This is a genomic window from Sphingobacterium sp. G1-14 (assembly GCF_002196555.1).
GTDB lineage: Bacteria > Bacteroidota > Bacteroidia > Sphingobacteriales > Sphingobacteriaceae > Sphingobacterium > Sphingobacterium siyangense.
This window is the reverse complement of the sequence record NZ_CP021381.1, coordinates 5,430,503-5,449,715: the sequence shown is the minus strand read 5'-3', so window position 1 is coordinate 5,449,715 and position 19,213 is coordinate 5,430,503. Positions and strand designations below refer to the sequence as shown.

18 protein-coding genes are annotated in these 19,213 nt (G+C 39.6%); 11 read left to right on the top strand and 7 right to left on the bottom strand.

The annotated features are described in order from the left end of the window. Nucleotides 1-24 precede the first annotated feature (24 nt). Entirely contained in the window at nucleotides 25-930 is a 906-nt protein-coding gene (locus CBM24_RS23560) for a class I SAM-dependent methyltransferase (RefSeq protein WP_088162945.1), read from the top strand. Nucleotides 931-1,009: 79 nt separating this feature from the next. Here the strand turns inward: CBM24_RS23560 and CBM24_RS23555 are convergent, their stop codons facing one another. From CBM24_RS23555 to CBM24_RS23545, 3 genes are all read right to left on the bottom strand, one after another. Then, a complete protein-coding gene (locus tag CBM24_RS23555) occupies nucleotides 1,010-2,788 on the bottom strand; it encodes a hypothetical protein (RefSeq protein ID WP_088162944.1) in 1,779 nt (592 codons plus the stop codon). 83 nt (nucleotides 2,789-2,871) lie between these two features. Then, on the bottom strand, nucleotides 2,872-3,714 hold the full coding sequence (gene purU / locus CBM24_RS23550; RefSeq protein WP_088162943.1) for a formyltetrahydrofolate deformylase: 843 nt from the start codon (nucleotides 3,712-3,714) through the stop codon (nucleotides 2,872-2,874). A gap of 37 nt (nucleotides 3,715-3,751) precedes the next feature. Next, nucleotides 3,752-5,605 carry a DNA topoisomerase IV subunit B gene (locus CBM24_RS23545; protein ID WP_088162942.1) on the bottom strand — a complete coding sequence of 618 codons (1,854 nt, stop codon included), beginning with the start codon at nucleotides 5,603-5,605 and terminating at the stop codon, nucleotides 3,752-3,754. 167 nt (nucleotides 5,606-5,772) lie between these two features. Here CBM24_RS23545 and CBM24_RS23540 point away from each other — a divergent pair, with 167 nt between their 5' ends. Together CBM24_RS23540 and CBM24_RS23535 are read left to right on the top strand one after the other, a co-directional pair. Then, nucleotides 5,773-6,924, top strand: a complete 1,152-nt coding sequence (locus CBM24_RS23540; RefSeq protein ID WP_088162941.1) for an SPFH domain-containing protein — start codon at nucleotides 5,773-5,775, stop codon at nucleotides 6,922-6,924. Nucleotides 6,925-6,948: 24 nt separating this feature from the next. Next, entirely contained in the window at nucleotides 6,949-8,058 is a 1,110-nt protein-coding gene (locus tag CBM24_RS23535) for a zinc finger domain-containing protein (RefSeq protein WP_088162940.1), read from the top strand. A 72-nt stretch (nucleotides 8,059-8,130) separates the two neighbouring features. Here the strand turns inward: CBM24_RS23535 and CBM24_RS23530 are convergent, their stop codons facing one another. The 4 genes from CBM24_RS23530 to CBM24_RS23515 form a co-directional block, all read right to left on the bottom strand. Next, on the bottom strand, nucleotides 8,131-9,126 hold the full coding sequence (locus CBM24_RS23530; RefSeq protein WP_088162939.1) for a hypothetical protein: 996 nt from the start codon (nucleotides 9,124-9,126) through the stop codon (nucleotides 8,131-8,133). A gap of 34 nt (nucleotides 9,127-9,160) precedes the next feature. Next, nucleotides 9,161-10,270, bottom strand: coding sequence for a hypothetical protein (locus CBM24_RS23525; RefSeq protein WP_088162938.1), 1,110 nt, complete (start codon nucleotides 10,268-10,270; stop codon nucleotides 9,161-9,163). Between the two features lie 10 nt (nucleotides 10,271-10,280). Then, complete coding sequence (locus tag CBM24_RS23520) at nucleotides 10,281-11,027, bottom strand: hypothetical protein (RefSeq protein WP_157698578.1); 747 nt, start codon at nucleotides 11,025-11,027, stop codon at nucleotides 10,281-10,283. A 237-nt stretch (nucleotides 11,028-11,264) separates the two neighbouring features. Then, complete coding sequence (locus CBM24_RS23515; RefSeq protein ID WP_046671961.1) at nucleotides 11,265-11,762, bottom strand: cupin domain-containing protein; 498 nt, start codon at nucleotides 11,760-11,762, stop codon at nucleotides 11,265-11,267. 196 nt (nucleotides 11,763-11,958) lie between these two features. Between CBM24_RS23515 and CBM24_RS23510 the strand changes: the two genes are divergently transcribed. The 8 genes from CBM24_RS23510 to atpA all read left to right on the top strand — a co-directional run bounded on the left by CBM24_RS23510 (nucleotide 11,959) and on the right by atpA (nucleotide 19,189). Beyond that, a complete protein-coding gene (locus CBM24_RS23510; protein ID WP_088162936.1) occupies nucleotides 11,959-14,184 on the top strand; it encodes a helix-turn-helix domain-containing protein in 2,226 nt (741 codons plus the stop codon). 83 nt (nucleotides 14,185-14,267) lie between these two features. Beyond that, the gene (locus CBM24_RS28160; RefSeq protein ID WP_075994172.1) at nucleotides 14,268-14,483 is read left to right on the top strand and encodes an AtpZ/AtpI family protein; all 216 of its coding nucleotides are present in this window, start codon (nucleotides 14,268-14,270) and stop codon (nucleotides 14,481-14,483) included. After that, nucleotides 14,480-14,866, top strand: coding sequence for a hypothetical protein (locus tag CBM24_RS23500; RefSeq protein ID WP_075994171.1), 387 nt, complete (start codon nucleotides 14,480-14,482; stop codon nucleotides 14,864-14,866). Before CBM24_RS28160 ends, CBM24_RS23500 begins: the two co-directional genes overlap by 4 nt. Before the next feature lie 105 nt (nucleotides 14,867-14,971). Continuing rightward, nucleotides 14,972-16,168 (top strand): F0F1 ATP synthase subunit A, encoded by a 1,197-nt coding sequence (gene atpB, locus CBM24_RS27835; protein WP_227550270.1) that lies wholly within the window; start codon nucleotides 14,972-14,974, stop codon nucleotides 16,166-16,168. A gap of 34 nt (nucleotides 16,169-16,202) precedes the next feature. After that, complete coding sequence (gene atpE, locus CBM24_RS23490; protein ID WP_021188666.1) at nucleotides 16,203-16,391, top strand: ATP synthase F0 subunit C; 189 nt, start codon at nucleotides 16,203-16,205, stop codon at nucleotides 16,389-16,391. Nucleotides 16,392-16,487: 96 nt separating this feature from the next. Continuing rightward, entirely contained in the window at nucleotides 16,488-16,988 is a 501-nt protein-coding gene (locus CBM24_RS23485; RefSeq protein WP_046671966.1) for a F0F1 ATP synthase subunit B, read from the top strand. A 29-nt stretch (nucleotides 16,989-17,017) separates the two neighbouring features. Then, nucleotides 17,018-17,560, top strand: a complete 543-nt coding sequence (gene atpH / locus CBM24_RS23480; RefSeq protein ID WP_075994169.1) for an ATP synthase F1 subunit delta — start codon at nucleotides 17,018-17,020, stop codon at nucleotides 17,558-17,560. A gap of 54 nt (nucleotides 17,561-17,614) precedes the next feature. After that, a complete protein-coding gene (gene atpA, locus CBM24_RS23475; protein WP_075994168.1) occupies nucleotides 17,615-19,189 on the top strand; it encodes a F0F1 ATP synthase subunit alpha in 1,575 nt (524 codons plus the stop codon). Nucleotides 19,190-19,213: the final 24 nt, after the last annotated feature.

The window sequence follows — 19,213 nt, the reverse complement described above, 5'->3', positions numbered from 1 at the left end:
TTAGCTTAGTTTTGTCGGAAAATTTTGATTTTGGCAGCAACAAATATACAACTATTGACCCCACAGCATTGGAAGGACTATGAACTCATTGATTGTGGTGATTTTGAAAAACTGGAACGTTTTGGTGATTTAGTTTTAATCAGACCAGAACCTCAGGCTGTATGGCCTAAGGCATTGGGTGATCCAGAGTGGAACAAACGTTATCATATCAAATTCAAAGGTCGTTCGGCTACTTCTGGAGAATGGTTGAAGAAAAATCCAAAGGTCCAAGACCGTTGGCACATCGAATATAAAAATGAGGATGTGGCCATCAAATTTAGATTGGGCTTGACATCTTTTAAACACGTCGGGATATTTCCGGAGCAGGCTGTAAATTGGGATTATATCTCGGAATCTGTTCGCTCATTTAAGACGGAGAAACCGAAGGTTCTAAATCTTTTTGCATACACTGGTGGAGCATCTTTAATAGCAAAGGCTGCAGGTGCGGATACAACTCACGTCGATTCGATAAAACAGGTTGTTACCTGGGCTAATGAAAATATGGAAATTTCCAATTTGGATAACATTCGTTGGGTGGTTGAAGATGCTTTGAAGTTTGTAAAGCGTGAGCTGAAAAGAGGCAATACGTATAATGGGATTATTTTGGATCCACCGGCATACGGACATGGGCCGAAAGGAGAGAAATGGAAATTGGAAGATCACATTATGGAAATGATGACTGAGGTCGTTCAACTATTGGATCCTAAAGAACATTTCTTGATTTTGAATACGTATTCATTAGGGTTTTCTTCTGTTATTGTTGAAAATTTAATTAAGACGGCTTTTCCAAAAGTGGAAAACTTAGAAATAGGCGAGTTGTTTTTACAAGCAACTGCAGGACCAAAACTTCCACTTGGCGTATTTGGTAAATTCCGCAAAATAGCGAAGTAAGACTTGTCAAAAGATTCCTGATAATAACACGGGGCGCTTGTTTAAGCGCCCTGTGTTTGTTTAAAGTTATATTAGGGGGTTACATATGGATGTCTTTTAAACGTAGTGAGGCCAGTTCAAGTTGTCTGGGTATCGCTGTGCTGATGTTGTGTGGAATGAGCGATAAGTGCTGGGTAAGTTCGTTGTAATAAGCTATTCCAGCTTGTAATTGTGCTTTGAATTTGGCTACATATTTTATTTTTTTATCGTTCATGATATTTTTATTGTCTGTGACATATTTTTGAATATGATCGATATAAAGGTTGAGTTCGTTGATCATAACAAAAGGTCTGTTTTCATTTTCAAAAACTGATATACGGCCATAGATGTGATCGATCATTTCCCGCAAAGAATATTGTTTTTTGAACCAGACAAGATTTGGACCTGGGCAGATGGATACAGCGGTCTGTTCTTTGCTCTTCTGGATATTGTACTTGAGATAGGCGGGTGCTGCGAGCCCTTCACAAAGACAGGTTTTCTCTGTAATGGCGTCAAAGGCTTTATCGTATTCCGCAACGGACAGGTTTTGTTTTTGTAGTTCCTGGATCTTTTGATGTTGATATACGCGTGATGCGGTGCAGATCGGTTTATCACTAAACTCTGTGTTCGAAATAAGGTATTCTTTTTTACAAGGGCTACCGGGGCGCCCTTTTTTTATACGTTCCAATCGTAGGTGCTCCGCGCCACTTTGTCTGAAATTGTTAAAGGGAATTCCCAATGGAGATGCTCCGCTACAGTAGAAGTCTTCTTGCTTGGCAGTTTCCAATGCTTTTAAGGTTTCTTGATCTACCGTGGTTGCTTCGGGAACCATCAGGAATGGGGAGCCCCATCCTACGGCATCGAATCCATAGTAGTCTAACAAGAACTGATGTTCTGAAGCAGTTCCCACACCTCCTTGAACTGTATATTTGATGATGGGGGGAGTTGTTAATGAGCGCTCTTGGGAAGTCCAATATTCGTGGTATATCTCGAAAAGTTCGGTTTTCAAACTTTCTTTTTTCTCTTTAAACTCTTGAAGGATTGGCCCTAGAAGAAAACCATCGGTTGCGAAAGCATGACCACCACAGTTCAAACCGGATTCTATTCTGAATTCAGACACCCATACACCGCGCTTAGCGAGATATTTTGCCTGGATGAGCGCCGATCGAAAGTCACTTACTTTCAAAACGATCTTTTTGTCAAATAGACCTTCACTATTGGGGAAGAAACCCGGTAATTCAGCGAGGTAAGCGTATAGGTGTGGATTCATCCCTGCGGAAAGGATAAGAGAAGAATGCAGGGTGGAATTGGCAAAACCTCGTAAGGCTGCTGAAGCATCCGAATAACGCTGATCCAATAGATTACCATCCTGGTAATTCATTTTATCTACTTTGGACATAATATTAACATCGATGTCTCCCGCTTTGAGGTAATTGATCAATAGATCTTGCAGCTCGGTTTTAATCGCGCGATTGCTTTCAATTTCCATCGCATGATAAATTGGTTTTGAAGGGTGTGAATCGGGTAGAAGCTGAAAATATTTGGTAAGTTCGGAATTTTCGGTAAAAGGTTGACGCTTTAAGGCCTCGATTTGCCTATTGACCACAAACTGTACAAGATTGAGATAGGCCGTAATTCTTTTTGCTCGGTAATCTTCTTCTGTTTTAGCGATCGGATGATAGGAGATTTGATATTGTCCGCAGTAATAGCGGCGCATGCGCTCAATTAGTTCATCGTCAACAATAGACATTACGGAGGAGATGCCGTATTGTGCGACCTTAAGTGCGGAGTCGATGGAGAAAGCTAAGCCTAATACGGGGATATGAAAAGTATGCGTCATTCTTAAATATTTCTTTTACGAAATAATGGAGAATAACGCTAAAAAAAAGTAACGATTGTTTTATCGGGAAATGATTGTAATCACTATTCAAATACAATTGTCTTGTAATCGTTGCGCATTACACGATCTTCGCTAAGCAGACGAATTGCTCGGCTCAAAACAGCCTTTTCTATTTCTTTTCCGGCAGTTACCATATCTTTTACAGTATAGGTGTGGTTGACATGTCGTATATCCTGTACGATGATGGGGCCTTCATCGAGTTGGTCGGTAACGAAATGCGCTGTGGCGCCGATGATCTTAACTCCTCTTGCATGAGCCTGCTTGTACGGGTTGGCACCAATAAAAGCGGGGAGAAATGAATGGTGTATGTTAACCAGTTTATTTTCAAAGGTACTGACAAACTGAGGGGACAAGATCCGCATGAACTTCGCTAAAATAATATAATCGAAATTATAGTTTTGGATTTGTTCAATCAGTTGTTTTTCGAATGTTTCCTTTGTAAGGTTTTCATGTGAGATACAATGAAATGGAATATCGAACTTTTCCGTAAAGGAGCGTAGTGATTCATAGTTACCAATTACGGCCTGCACCTCCGCTCCCCATGTTTCGAAGTGTTGTCTTACTAAGATATCGGCAAGGCAGTGATGCTCCTTGGTCACGAGGACGACGATTTTTTTGCGGTTATTGGGGTTTATCTGTATCTGAGCAGATGGGGGAAGTACTTCGGCAAGGGAATCGGAAAGCTGTTTCTGCTCAGGTACGATACCATTACATACGACACGCAAGAAAAATTTGTTGGCTTCTTCATCCACATATTCACGCATGGTGACAATATTGAGCTGATATTTTGCTAGCGTATTTGAAATGTTGGCGACCAATCCAACGGCATCTTGACATTGGATCAGAATTAAGGTTTGGTTGTGCATGAAAGGTGGTTGTAGGTTGCTAAAAAAGCGGGTTATTTTAACCCGCTTTTTTTGTTAGTTCTTCTTCAAGGTCAACTTCAACACGTAGATTTTCGACAATATGTTTTTGCCGGTCTGGTGTGTTTTTGCCCATATAATATTCTAATAACTGTTGAATTTTATTGTCTTTGGACAAGATAACCGGGTCAAGTCGGATATCTTTTCCGATAAATAATCCAAATTCGGAAGGTGATATCTCACCTAAACCTTTGAATCGGGTAATTTCAGGCTTAGCGCCTAATTTTGCGATTGCTTTTTGTCGTTCTTCATCGGAATAGCAATAGATCGTTTCCTTTTTGTTGCGGACACGGAAAAGTGGTGTCTGTAAGATGGAAACGTGACCAGCTTTGACAAGGTCTGGAAAAAACTGCAAGAAAAATGTCAATAACAACAGACGGATGTGCATTCCATCGACGTCGGCATCGGTAGCGATTACGATATTGTTGTAGCGTAACCCGTCGAGACCGTCTTCAATATTAAGCGCGTGTTGTAAGAGGTTAAATTCTTCGTTTTCATAAACGATCTTTTTGGACATGCCGTAGGAGTTTAACGGTTTTCCTTTTAAACTGAAAACTGCTTGAGTCTGCACATCCCGCGATTTGGTAATGGAGCCAGATGCAGAATCCCCTTCGGTGATAAACAAAGTTGTTTCTTGGTTACGTTCATTTTTATCGCTGAAGTGCACTTTACAGTCACGTAGTTTACGATTGTGCAAAGAGGCTTTCTTCGCTCTTTCGTTGGCGAGTTTTTTGATCCCGGCGATATCCTTACGTTCACGTTCAGACTGTAGAATACGTTTTTGAAGAGCATCTGCCGTAGCCGGATTTTTATGCAGGTAATCATCCAATGCTTTTTTGATAAAGTCACTAATGAACCCTCTTACTGTGGGACCTTCTGGACCGACACTCTGCGAGCCTAATTTAGTCTTGGTTTGAGATTCAAAAACAGGTTCCTGTACTTTGATAGCGATAGCACCAATGATCGAGGAACGAATATCCGATGCGTCAAATTCTTTTTTGTAGAACTCGCGGATTGTTTTGACAAGTGCTTCACGGAAGGCTGCCTGGTGTGTTCCACCTTGCGTGGTATGCTGACCGTTGACAAACGAATAGTATTCTTCTCCGTACTGCTGACCATGTGTCATTGCAATTTCAATATCTTCACCACGGAGGTGAATGATCGGGTAGCGCATGGACTCGGCATCGATATTCCGTTCCAATAGATCTTTTAGACCATGCTCGGAAATAAATTTCCGATTATTGAAATTAATGGTAAGACCAGAATTTAAGAAGACATAATTCCAGATCATGTTTTCTACAAATTCAAGTCTATATTTATAATTTCGGAAAATCGAATCGTCCGGATAAAATGTTACTGCTGTCCCATTTCGTTGCGTGGTATCTTTTTGTTCATCGTTGATTAATTCTCCGTTGGAGAATTGGGCGATGCGCGTTATATTTTGACGATATGACTGTACGGTAAACTGACTGGACAAAGCATTTACGGCTTTTGTACCGACACCATTTAAACCAACGGACTTTTGGAAAGCCTTACTATCATATTTACCACCTGTATTGATTTTAGAAACAACATCAACCACAGAACCAATTGGAATACCACGTCCATAATCGCGTACGGAAACTTTATTTTCGTTTACCGTGATATCAATAATTTTACCAGCGCCCATAACAAACTCATCAATTGAGTTGTCAACGACCTCTTTCAATAAAACATAGATACCATCATCATAGGCCGAACCGTCCCCCAATTTTCCAATGTACATTCCCGGACGAAGGCGAATATGCTCTTTCCAATCCAGGGACCTAATGCTGTCTTCGTTATATGTACTCATAAATTAATGTTGAACTTAGCTAACAAAAGTAAAAAAAATAAACTACGATAAGTAGTTTAAAAGGCTAAATTTTTTAGATATCGATAGTTTGCGTGCCGCTGGAGAAAATTGCTGGTTTGATGGGAAATGTTTACATTTAGTGTAAGTAATTGTAACGAGAATAATTTATGGGATTATTTGATAAAATCAGGAATGAGTTTGTCGATATTATCGAATGGGTCGATAATAGCACAGATACGATTGTGTGGAAGTTTCCACGGTATCAGAATGAAATAAAAATGGGTGCGCAGTTGACTGTGCGGGAAGGGCAGGCTGCGGTATTTTTGAATGAAGGTGTGGTTGCGGATGTCTTTCAGCCTGGTCGCTATGAATTGACAACACAGAATATGCCGATCATGACAACCATCAGAGGTTGGAAATACGGGTTCAATAGCCCATTCAAAGCCGATGTCTATTTTGTCAACCTTCGACAATTTGTCAATCAGAAATGGGGAACCAAAAATCCGATTATGCTGCGGGATCCTGAATTTGGACCAATTCGACTTCGGGCTTTCGGTAATTTCTCTTTTCAGGTGAAGGACGTTACTGTTTTTATGAAACAGCTGGTTGCGACGACGCCTGTTTTTACTGTTGAAGATATCACAGAGCAGCTTCGAAATATTGCGGTATCGCGTGGGATGGATGCTATTGCTGAGTCGAAGATACCAGCCTTAGACCTCGCATCCAACTATGATGAAGTTTCGGCTTTGATACAACAAAAAATTGGGGTTGATTTTGATGAGTTGGGTTTGAGCTTAACGAAATTCTTAATCGAAAATATTTCATTCCCAGAAGAGGTGGAAAAAGCCCTTGATAAGCGAAGCAGTATGGGGGTCGTTGGTAATCTAGGGGCATATGCCCAATTTCAAGCGGCTAATTCCATGGAGAAAGCTGCTGAGAATCCCAATAGTGGGGGGATCGTAGGTGCTGGATTTGGTGCTGGGCTGGGAGCGGGAATGGTTGGTCAAATGGGTAATGTATTTCAGCAAAACAGTTTTGATGGGAATAATCCTACTGGTACGGGATCTGCTGCTGCATCTTCTGCAGGGTCTGTAGGACCGCCTCCATTGCCCAAAACGGTAGCTTATTACCTGGCCATTAAAGGTAAACAGGAGGGGCCATTTGATCCGGAACAGCTGCGCGGTCTGATAAAAGATGGGACGATGACACTTGCCACCCTGGTCTGGAAAGAGGGACTTGAAAACTGGATTGAGGCTGAAAAGGTAGGCGAATTAAAGGATCTGTTTTCGCAGAACCCGCCACCGATACCAGGAGTTTAGGATAAAACGCACGACCGAAGTTTTATGAGTTTTGAAGAAAAAACCTCCGAAATAGAGCAGGGGTTAAAATGCCAGGGCTGTGGTGCTATTTTGACTTATCAGCCTGGTACTTCCTATTTAGAGTGTTCCTATTGTGGAACTAGGAATGAAATAGCGGATCAGCTACCGGAAGATGGGCATATTGAATCTACAGATTATAAAATTTTTGGACAAGCAATGGAAGGAGTCGCCGATGAGCGCTATAGCTATTTGGCTGAAGTTGTGCATTGCAGTAACTGTGGTGCAAACTCGCGTTTGAATCCTCATGTTACGGCAGATTTATGTGCTTTTTGTGCTTCACCTTTGGTAATTGACCATCAGCAAAAGCGTATTGTGAAGCCACATGGTCTTGTTCCCTTTTCCGTTGATTACAAAAATGCTTTTGGGCTACTGACACAATGGGCGGGTAAGATATGGTTCGCTCCGAATGACTTTAAGCGAATTTTTAATTCAAGAAATGATCGTTTAAAAGGAGTGTATATACCATTTTGGTCCTATGACGCAGATGTACATTCTGATTACGTCGGGTCACGTGGAGAGTATTATTATGTGACGCGTACAAGACGCAATTCGGATGGTGAGACGGAAGAATACGAAGAAAGACGAACAAATTGGTATCCAGCTTCAGGTAGTATCTATAGTCAATTTAAGGATATTGTCATTTCGGGATCGACATCTCTTCCCGAAAAGTTCTCTGATAAAATCGGACCTTGGAATTTGGGCTATCTAAAACCTTTCAATGAGCAATATTTAAGTGGCTTTATCGCTGAAACTTTTAGTGTGGATCATGTAAAAGCGGCGGAGACTGCCCGGACTATTATGGATCTGGAAATCGAACGTCAGGTTGAGAATGACATCGGTGGTGATACACAGGATATTGATTCTATTGATAGCGATTTTAAATCCATTAAATTGAAGTATATTCTTTTACCTGTGTGGTTATCAGCTTATCAGTACAAAGGAAAGAGTTATCAGATCATGGTCAATGCATTTAACGGTAAAGTTTATGGACAAAGACCTTATAGCTTTTGGAAAATCGCTTTTTTGGTATTGGCGATCATTATTGTTTTATATCTCTTGAGTTTTATGGGATAACAAAAAAGGTTGCAAAAAAAGCGCTGTTCTCTTTTATTGAGAACAGCGCTTTTTTTATGCTAATCGTCTTGACTATTTGTTTAGTGAAAGTAGGAATCCGATCGTGAAATTGGCATCCCAATCAAATACGAAGGTGTCGCAATTGGTTGCATCTTTAATTGCTTTATAGATGTTGACACCGCTCTTTGTTTTTACTTTATCTGTTTTGTAAGATGCTGGATCGTTCAAAACCGTAAAACGCTCTTCACCTTGGCGTGTCTGCGATGCTAATTCAAAAGGAACCCCGCCTATAATAAAACAAACTTCTCTTTTATTTGCTGGAATTTTTTCGCCTAATTTTTTTACTTCTGTATAGACCGCATCATCTTTGAGGTCTTTTTCATAATATTTCGCACCAGGTGCTTCTACCGATTTTGTGTCACCGTCGATCCAGGAGATTTTGGTGTTACCAGAGCCAATATCAACAACAAATGAATTGTCTTCGTAAGCTTTCGGAAGAACCGATTTTAACGCTAATTTTCCTTCCTGCTCTGCTGTAACCAGGTTGACCACAAAGCCCATTTTTCTAAGTTCAGCACTGATAACTGAAGTTTTAGGTTCTTTTTGAGCTCCGGAGCTAATAACGAAATGTATGTTTTTGGATTTGACGCCTTTGTCGAGCATCATGCCTATATAATCTTTTAATCCTTTACGGATGTCTTCCGTATTTGCCAATCCTTCGTATGCAAATGACTTTCCAAAGTCTTTGGAAATGATCTCCCAGCGATTTTCTTTGTCCATATTGACGACAAAGGAATTGAAACCCGAAGCGCCCACTTCAACGACACCCTTGTATTCGCCGTCGACTGGTTTTTCGGGTTGATAGTTGAATGAACGAGTCGTTTCTGAGCCTGATGAAGGTGCGGCCGCATGACCATTATTGCTTGTTGAATCTGTTGTTTGGACTGTCGAATTAGCCTCAAATTTGCCCGATTGAATGGCCCAATAACCGATTGCGAGAATAGGTAAGGCGATGATAATTGCTTTGATTGGCCATCTTAATCTTGCCCATGTTGATTTTTCTTCCATAATGTTCGTATAATAAGTTTGATTTTAGTTAATATTAATCGAGTAATGTAAATCCTTTATCTACTTTTTCTTCGGGTTTGAGTTCATAGCTGGCATCGGCCATTTGTGTTACGTTTAATACATTTAGATTACGTTCGTCAACTTTGCGGATAAACTCTTCCAGTTCACCTTGAGTAGGCGTGCCACCCACGGTGATGTTGTTGTTTTGATCCAAGAAATCAAGATTCGATCGGATAGAGGCAATATTTTGACTGATGGCACCTGTTGCTGCATTCATGGCCTCTTGAAATGCCCAGCCATCTTTAATATTGAATACATCGGCTAGGCCATCGGTGGCATTTTTCATCTTTTGAGTGGCTTCTAGCTTCTTGGAAATAATGGAAATGCTGCTATCCAAGGTGCTGACATAGATACGCGCTGCGCTTTCATTATCTTTTAGGACTTCCAATACTTTTGCAAATTGATTGGCATATTGGACATAACTGCGCGCATTTTGCTCTTCAGATTCACCTTCTTTTCCCAATAGAAATGCTTTGGTACGTGTTTCTTTGGCATCTCTTGCATAAGCATTTGCCTTCTCTGCATTATTTTTGCTCGTTTCCTCCTTTGATTTCTCGTCGAGATTAGCCGCTTCAGCGGTGAAACGTTTCGCATAGGTGTACTTCTCTTCGGCTGTTTTTTGAGCAGTTTCACCGCTTTGAATCATGTCGATGCGGACACCGTCTACATTGCTGATTTTTTCCTTCACGCGTTTCAGGGTGTCTTTTGCATCTCTTGATAACAGTTGTAAGGTTTCGATAGGGTTATTTCTAATGATGGATTTTTCACCTTTAAAAAGTAGGACGGTTCCCAATCGGTGCAATAGTGCAATGATCTTTGGGGCTAGCAATAATAAGGTAATCAGGATTATACTGAATATCACAAAAAGTATACTTTTTCCGGCATATTCCAGCATAATCGGTAAGTACTTGAAAAAAGCAAAGGCTCCACCAAGTAAAAGTGCCCAAAAGAAGATCGACGAAGCTGTCTTCTTCGCTTCTGGTGATTTTAATTGTGCAGGCAGATGATCGCCCAGTACTTGAAATATCGGAAGTTGCGTTTTTATCTCAGCGGGAATATTAACATACTGATCTTTTCTTTCCATTGATTTATTTTTATGTTATTGATTGATTAATCATATGCAATGCAGTGTTGATTTCGGTGACCACTTCATCAACGGCCGCGTTGCCGATGTTTATTTTTTGTTCGATATCTTTAATTCTTGGTTCGTACTTTTCATTAATTTGACCCAAAGCGAGTTGTTTTTTCTGTAGGTCATCTTGCAATTTGGCGATATTCTCCGTTATTGTTTTGATTTCAGTGTTCAGATTTGCAATCTCCATGGTTCGGTCTTGTTCAGTCTTTTTCTTTTCAGCCTGTTTTTGTTCCGATTCTTTGGCAATGGTTTCTTTCAATTTATTAGCATAATTTGTGCCAGTTGCTACCAGTTTATCCTTGGTTAACGACCTGTCTACAAATTTCAGTGAAGTATAGGCTGCTTTTAATGTGTTTTCCTCTACTTTTCCCATTGCGGCAGCAGCATTCCATACTTCGAAAAAATCTACACCCTGTTCGTTGAGTTTTTCAAGAATGGCATAGACCTTTAATTTCATTTCTTTGAGGTCGGTTGTTCCGTCATTGGCTGTTATAGGGATTGGGGGCGGTGTTTTTCCAGTTGGAGCCTGGACCGTCGGCGATGAATATGCCGGTGGTACCTGCGGTCTTTCAGGAGCGGCATTAGTGGTCGGAGCCGGTGGGGCTTGTACCGGCGGAGTTTGCTGCGGCTGATCGTCCTCAAAAATTAATTTCTTCAGACTGTTTAATATACTGGATCCTCTTTTAGTATCGTCGTTGCTCATCATGTCATAGTTGATTATATCTCTACTAAAATAATAAAAATTAATATTCTCTTCTAATGAATTGCGCTATGGAATACCCGAAATGGACATGGGGGTGATAGGAGCTTGAATAAAAGCGATGAAATGCAAAGTAGGGAGAGTGAATTGGCCTCTATGGCACTTTATGTTTAGGGTAAAAACAAAGATTCCCAATTGTTGATTGGGAATCTTTGTTTTGGCGGTAACGGTCCTGTGGGATTATTATCTGCCAAAATCATCTTGTACGCGAACAATATCGTCTTCATCAGAAGGGTTGTTGGCATCTGTGTGCTGCCAGATCTCGGCTAGAATACCGAAGCCATCCAATCCAATTAAACGGTGACGTTGCCCTTGACGCAATCTAATCGTTTCGCCTTCTTTCAATGTTGAAACAACCGATTCTTCATCTGTGTCAGAAACCATAACGCCTACGTTACCTTGGATAACACGCCAGATTTCGGCACGACGGTGGTGATATTGCCATGAAAGTCTTTTCTCTGGTGCAACAATTAAAATTTTTGGACTTAATTTCCCTGAGATTCTTAATTCTTGTACATCCATTCCGCCGAAGTATTCATCGGCAAATTCTTGTGCTTGGGATTCGTCAATAACGAAAAATCCTCCCCAAGGGCGTGCAGCATCTGATTTATCAATACGAAAACCTTTGGATGTCAGCATTTCCTGTACTTTCTCAAACAATGCGATTTTATCTATAGCCATATTAAAAATTCTAAAAATTTGTTATTCGTTAATTCAGTTGCTAAATATAAAAAAAATCCATTAATATTTTAAGTTAACCGTTTTAGCTTTATCTAAATACGTTATAATGGAGCTGTTTTGGATATCCCTAGCTATAATATGTCGCGTGAAGTTAAAAATGAAATTGCTAATTTTGTGATCAATCTAATTTCAGGATATGTCAAACTTTCAAGTCGATCGGGAAAATACTGCATTTATGCAGGCTGTTGCTTTTGTTAACCAAACGAACCAAAACATATTTATAACAGGAAAGGCTGGTACAGGAAAAACGACGTTCTTGAAGTATATTCGTGAGCATAGCTACAAGAAGATGGCTATTACGGCACCTACAGGCGTCGCAGCGATGAATGCGGGCGGAACCACTTTACATTCTTTATTTTGGCTTCCATTTGGAACCTTTATAGAAGATTATGAATTACGTTGGGACGAGCAGGATAGTCATATTTACAATAAATCACGTTTATTCAGTACGATTAAATTGACCAAGCAGCGCAGGGCTATCTTGCAGGAACTTGAGCTTTTGGTGATTGATGAGGTTTCAATGGTCCGTGCAGATACATTGGATGCGATTAATGTGATTCTGCAATCTGTTCGTCGCGATATGCGACCTTTTGGTGGTTTACAAGTATTGTTTATTGGAGATTTATATCAGTTGCCACCAGTAGTGAAAGATGCCGAATGGAATGTTTTACGGGATCATTATTCTTCTGTTTTCTTCTTTAACGCTAAAATTTTAAGGGATAATCCGTTGGTGATGTTAGAGCTTAATAAAATCTATCGTCAGCAAGATGAGGGTTTTATTTCCATATTGAATGCCATACGAAACAATCAGTGTACCAGTGATATGCTCACGACCTTAAATGGTTACTATCAGCAGGACTTTGTTCCAAATGAGGCGGAACAGTATATTACATTGACCTCCCATAATCGAAATGCTGATGAAATAAACGGAGCCAAGTTGGCCTCATTATCAGGTAAAATGTTAAATCTTAAGGCTGTTGTCAAAGATGATTTTGCGCAGGGTTCCTACCCTGCTGAAGAAACGTTGTCTTTAAAGATAGGGGCACAGGTGATGTTTATTCGAAACGATTCGGGAGATGAACGTAAATATTACAATGGAAAGATTGGTACGGTAAAGGACATCGATACGGTGCAGGGCACAGTAACGGTTACATTTCCTGATGGATCGGAATCTGTAACGGTAAAAAGGGAGACCTGGGAGAATATTCGGTATAATTACGATAAGGGGCAAGATCAGATTAAGGAGGAGATATTGGGTACATTTTCGCAATTTCCACTTCGACTGGCCTGGGCTATCACCATTCATAAAAGCCAGGGCTTAACTTTTCAAAAAGCAATCATCGACGCAGGGACCTCTTTTGCCGCGGGACAGGTGTACGTTGCATTGAGCCGTTTAACGAGTTTAGATGGGCTTGTATTAAAATCGATCATCCCTTCTTATGCTATCCGTACAGATTACCAAGTTGTCGAATTTGCGCAGCGTGCTCAGGGACAGGCTGATGTAAATGAGATTTTGGAGCAATGCCAGCGGAATTATCTTGGCCAGATTTTAATGCATGGTTTCCGTTGGGACGGTCTATTGGCCGAAACTTCTGAGTTACTGAAATCACTTGAGGAGCGTAATATTGATGGAAAGGAACAAGCATTACTATTTTTTCAACAATTGGTCAAGCACCTTCAGACCCAAGAGAAAGTTGCACATAAGTTTATTGTTGTACTGTATGATTTGTTGCGGGATAAAAACGCGATCGATTATGATGTAATCTGTGAACGTTCTACCGCTGCGGTCAATTGGTTTTTACCGAAAATGGATGTAGATCTGATTGAGGCTTTAACCAAACATATCGAAGAGTACCAGATACGAAAACGTACGAAGAAATATATTGACGAGTTAAAAGCATTGTTGCTTGATTACAAGCGAAAACGTGAGCAGTTGCAACATTGTCTTCTTATTGCTGATACGCTTTCCAAACGGGAAGATTTTCAAACAGCGATGCTCGATGTTGCTGCCAGTGTGAAGACCAAAGAAAAAGACGAATTGGCTGCACAAAATGCAGATGAAGAGGGGCCTAAGAAGTTGGATACAAAGGAGATTTCCTTAGAAATGTTTAAGGATGGGATGAGCATTGCTGATATAGCGGTTAAGCGCGGGATGGTCGCTGGTACGATATATGGGCATTTAATTAACTTTGTTGGTACGGAAGTGGAAGCAACAGAGTTGATCGAGCAGGAGAAGTTGGATCGTATTCTTGGTGTGATACGTGCAAATCCGGATAAATCCTCTTCAGAACTTAAAATGCTTTTGGGGGCAGATATTGATTATCCGGATATTAAAATTGGACAAAAAGTTTTGGGATTGTAGGCAATAAAAATTTATAGCGTATATTTGTAACAAATTGTGTGATATAGTTTGTTGAAAGCCCATTGATAACCTTAAGATTGCTTATGGAAAACAAGAAAGATCCTAACAAGTGGCTTGTGCTGACGACTATTTCAACCCAGATGGTTTTTACCATTTACGCATTTTATTTATTGGGGGATTGGCTGGACGGTAAGTTTCATGCTGAGAACCAACTATGGATGAAGATCTGTACCCTTGGAGGGATTGGAATTTCTCTATATCAAGTCATTAGACAAGTGAATCGATTAAACGATAGATGATAGTATATATAAAGCAGGCCCTTATTTTATTTTTTGTTGCGGTATTAATTTTTGCCGTTCATTTCTTTTTGTTAAAGTCTTTTGATGGTATACATTCCCTGGAAGATCTACATTTTCCATTGTATGAAATTTATATTTTTCAACTGATATTATCCGTGATCATCATGGTGGGGATAAGTTACTGTTCGCAGAAATTTCCGCAATATGTTGGTTTTGTTTTCTTGGGACTATTGACTTTAAAGTTTGTCCTGAATTATGTATATATCCATAATGGGTTGGCAAAACCGCAGGCTGATATTTTAAAATATAACTATTTGATCGTTGTCGTTTTATTCCTTTTTTACGATGTTATATTTGCTTACAAGGCTTTAAACAAATCCTAAGGGAGAAAACGATAGTTTTTTCAAAAAAATGTAATATTAAAGTAGCTTTTGTGCTTTATATATAGTATTTTCGCAAAAAATTTTAAATAACATAATAGTAGTATCGTGAGTCTTAAAAGAACACTTCAATTTTTAGCAGTTATTCTGTTTGCAGTTGCGCCATTTTTAACAAAGGCGAATGAGGATGCACACGGAGAAAAATCGCAGGCTGAGGAAATCAATAGCCATATTGAGCATCACTTACAAGATGATTATTATTTTAGCTTCTTTTCGGATGAAGAGACAGGTAAACATTATGGTTTTTCATTGCCGGTAATTTTGATCGATAATGGCTTGAAAGTTTTTATGGCTTCGGCATTCGATCACGGTAATAAAGTTGCTGAGGTTGACGGTCAATATTATGCATTGTATCACGGGAAAATTTATAAGACTGATGCTACTGGTAATTTGACTGGTCATGAGTATCGTAAAAATGCTGATGGTAGCTATGTTATGACTATAAATGAAGATGGAAAAGAAGAGAAAAAGGAATTTGAAACTTCCTATGTGATTGGTTCTCATGAAATTCATGATGCTGTCGATTTTCATCCATCTGTAGCGATGCCTTTAGATTTTTCGATCACTAAAAGTGTTGTTGGTTTGTTTTTGGCTGCATTTTTAATGTTTTGGGCATTTATTAGTTTGGCTAAAACATATAAAAAAGGTGCTAACAATTTACCTAAAGGTGTTGGACGTGTATTGGAGCCTTTGGTTATCTATGTACGTGATGAGATGGCTATTCCAAACATTGGTCATCGTTACAAGGAATTCATGCCTTATTTATTGTCTGTATTCTTTTTGATCTGGATTTTAAACTTGGTTGGTTTGACACCACTAGGGTTTAACGTTACAGGAAACATTACAGTAACTTTATGTTTGGCTCTTTTTACATTCTTAATTGTGAATATCAAAGCAAACGCAAACTACTGGAAGCATATTTTTTGGATGCCAGGAGTTCCGGTTCCATTTAAATTTGTTTTAGCGCCAATTGAGGTATTGGGATTGTTTACAAAACCATTCTCTTTGATGGTACGTTTGTTTGCAAATATTACAGCTGGTCACACGGTCGTAATGGGACTGATTGCAATTGTTTATTTATTGCAACACCAATTGACAGTAGTGGGTAGTATCGGTGTTTCCATGTTCTTGACAATCTTCTTGATGGTTATCGAATTATTGGTAGCATTCTTACAAGCATTTATTTTTACGATGTTGTCATCCTTATTTATCGGTATGGCTGTTGAAGAACATCACGATCATTAATTAGTAAATTTTTTAATTATTCAAATCATACATTATGTACAATTTAATTGGAGCCGGTTTAATCGTTATCGGTGCAGGTTTAGGTTTAGGTAAAATTGGTGGTTCTGCAATGGAAGCTATCGCTCGTCAACCAGAAGCAGCATCTAAAATCCAAACTGCAATGATTATCATTGGTGCCTTACTTGAAGGTTTAGCATTCGGTGCTTTATTATTAGGTAAATAGTCACAACGGTTTTATGGTATAACCTGCAACGGTTGGTTGCAGGTTATATTATTCCTGAATCTTAAAAAATAAGAATTATCATTATATAGTATAACAATGGATAAATTAATACATTCGTTTTCGTACGGTTTGTTTTTTTGGATGGTCATCGTCCTTGTGGTTATTATCTTTTTATTAGGTAAATTCGCATGGAAACCAATTGTTGATGCCCTAGACGAACGTGAAAAAGGTATTGCAAGTGCTTTGGAGGCTGCTGAAAAAGCTAAATTAGAAATGGCTCGTTTAACAAATGAGAACGAACAATTACTAAAAGAAGCTCGCGCAGAACGCGATGTTATCCTTAAGGAAGCAAAAGAACTTAAAGATAAGATTGTAGCTGAGGCAAAAACTCAGGCACAGGCTGAAGGTGCAAAATTGATTGCACAAGCAAAAATCGAGATCAACGAACAAAAGAATAAAGCTTTGGCTGAGGTTAAGTCTCAGGTCTCTTCTTTGTCTTTGGATATTGCTCGTAAAGTGTTAAACAAAGAATTTGAGGACCAAGGAAAGCAAGAAGCTTTAGTAGCAGATTTGCTTAATGACGTTAAATTGAACTAATCCGGTCACTCAAATTACGAAATAGAATTATGTCAGTATTTAAAGTAGCATCAAGATACGCTAAGTCATTAATCGACTTGGCTAGCGAGCAAGGCTCACTGGAAACAATCAAGGCGGATATGGATTCATTCATTGCTGTTTTGAAATCCAGTACAGAATTGCAAGCTGTTTTTGCCAATCCTATTGTTCCTTTGGACAAGAAGAAAAACATATTGGATGCGCTATTTAAAGATAAGATCAATCCAAATATCTTGGCATTCTTTAAGATCATGATCAATAAAGGTCGTGGCGAGATTGTTTATGCCACTGCTCAAGAATTTATTCGTGAGTACAACGAGGTAAAAGGAATTGTGAAAGCTACAGTTACATCTGCAGCGCCGCTTTCTGAAGCTAATTTGGCAGCGATGAAAGATGTACTTGCGAAAGAAACCAACGCTCAAGTGATATTGATCAATAAAGTTGATCATAGTTTGATCGGTGGATTTGTAGTCAATATCGGCGATCGCCAAATTGATGCAAGTATTGCTGGTAAGTTGAATAAATTGGAAAGATATTTGAATCAGAATAATTAATTTGTTCTGATACTTGAAGTAAAATAAATCAAAAAACCCCTTATAATAATTAAAATGATAGAGGTAAGACCAGATGAAGTTTCGGCAATTCTAAGAGAGCAATTGTCGGGCTTTAAATCAGAAGCCGAACTAGAGGAAGTGGGTACCGTACTTGCTGTGGGTGACGGTATTGCTCGTATTTACGGCTTAACTAAAGTTCAGTCCGGTGAGTTGGTTGAATTTGATAACGGATTACAAGGTATTGTATTAAACTTAGAAGAAGACAACGTTGGTGTTGTACTTTTAGGTCCTTCTGATGAGATCAAAGAAGGAGATACTATTAAACGTACCAACCGTATTGCATCCATCAAAGTTGGTGAAGGCTTGTTGGGACGTGTTGTAAATACTTTAGGTCAACCAATCGATGGTAAAGGACCTATTCAAGGTGATTTGTATGAAATGCCTATCGAGCGTAAAGCTCCAGGTGTTATCTACCGTCAACCGGTAACTGAGCCATTACAAACAGGTATCAAAGCGATCGATGCGATGATTCCAGTTGGTCGTGGTCAACGTGAGTTGGTTATTGGTGACCGTCAAACAGGTAAAACAGCTGTTTGTATCGATACAATCTTGAACCAAAAAGAATTCTATGATGCAGGAGAACCTGTATTTTGTATCTACGTTGCCGTAGGTCAAAAAAATTCTACAGTTGCGAATATCGTGCGTACATTGGAGGAAAGAGGTGCTATGGCTTATACAGTAGTTGTTGCTGCATCTGCTGCTGATCCTGCTCCACTTCAGTTCTATGCGCCAATGGCAGGTGCTGCTATCGGAGAGTTTTTCCGTGATACAGGCCGTCCAGCATTGATCGTTTATGATGATTTGTCTAAACAAGCGGTAGCTTACCGTGAGGTTTCATTATTGTTACGTCGTCCACCGGGCCGCGAAGCATACCCAGGTGACGTATTTTATCTACACAGCCGTTTGTTGGAGCGTGCAGCGAAAATCAACTCTTCAGATGATATCGCACGCAACATGAATGATCTACCTGAATCGATCAAACACTTGGTGAAAGGTGGTGGTTCATTAACTGCGCTTCCGATCATTGAAACCCAAGCTGGTGACGTTTCAGCGTATATCCCAACCAACGTAATTTCAATTACAGATGGTCAGATCTTCTTGGAGTCTAACTTGTTTAACGCAGGTATCCGTCCAGCGATCAACGTAGGTATCTCTGTATCTCGTGTAGGTGGTAATGCGCAGATCAAACCGATGAAAAAGGTATCCGGTACATTAAAGTTGGATCAAGCTCAGTACCGTGAATTGGAAGCTTTTGCGAAATTCGGTTCTGATCTAGATGCTGCTACTAAATCTGTCTTGGATAAAGGTGTTCGTAACGTTGAGATCTTGAAACAAGGTCAATACTCTCCGGTTTCTGTTGAGAAGCAAGTGGCGATCATTTATATCGGAACTAAAGGTTTATTGCGTAATGTTCCTGTAAATAAAGTGAGAGAATTTGAAGAAGAATTCTTGACTCAATTGGAACAACGTCATCCAGAAGTATTGTCAGCTTTTAAAGCGAATAAGTTCTCCGATGAATTAACTGCAGTATTAGAAACAGTAGCTAAGGATTTAGCATCAAAATATTAATAGTAATGAGTATTTGGTATTGAG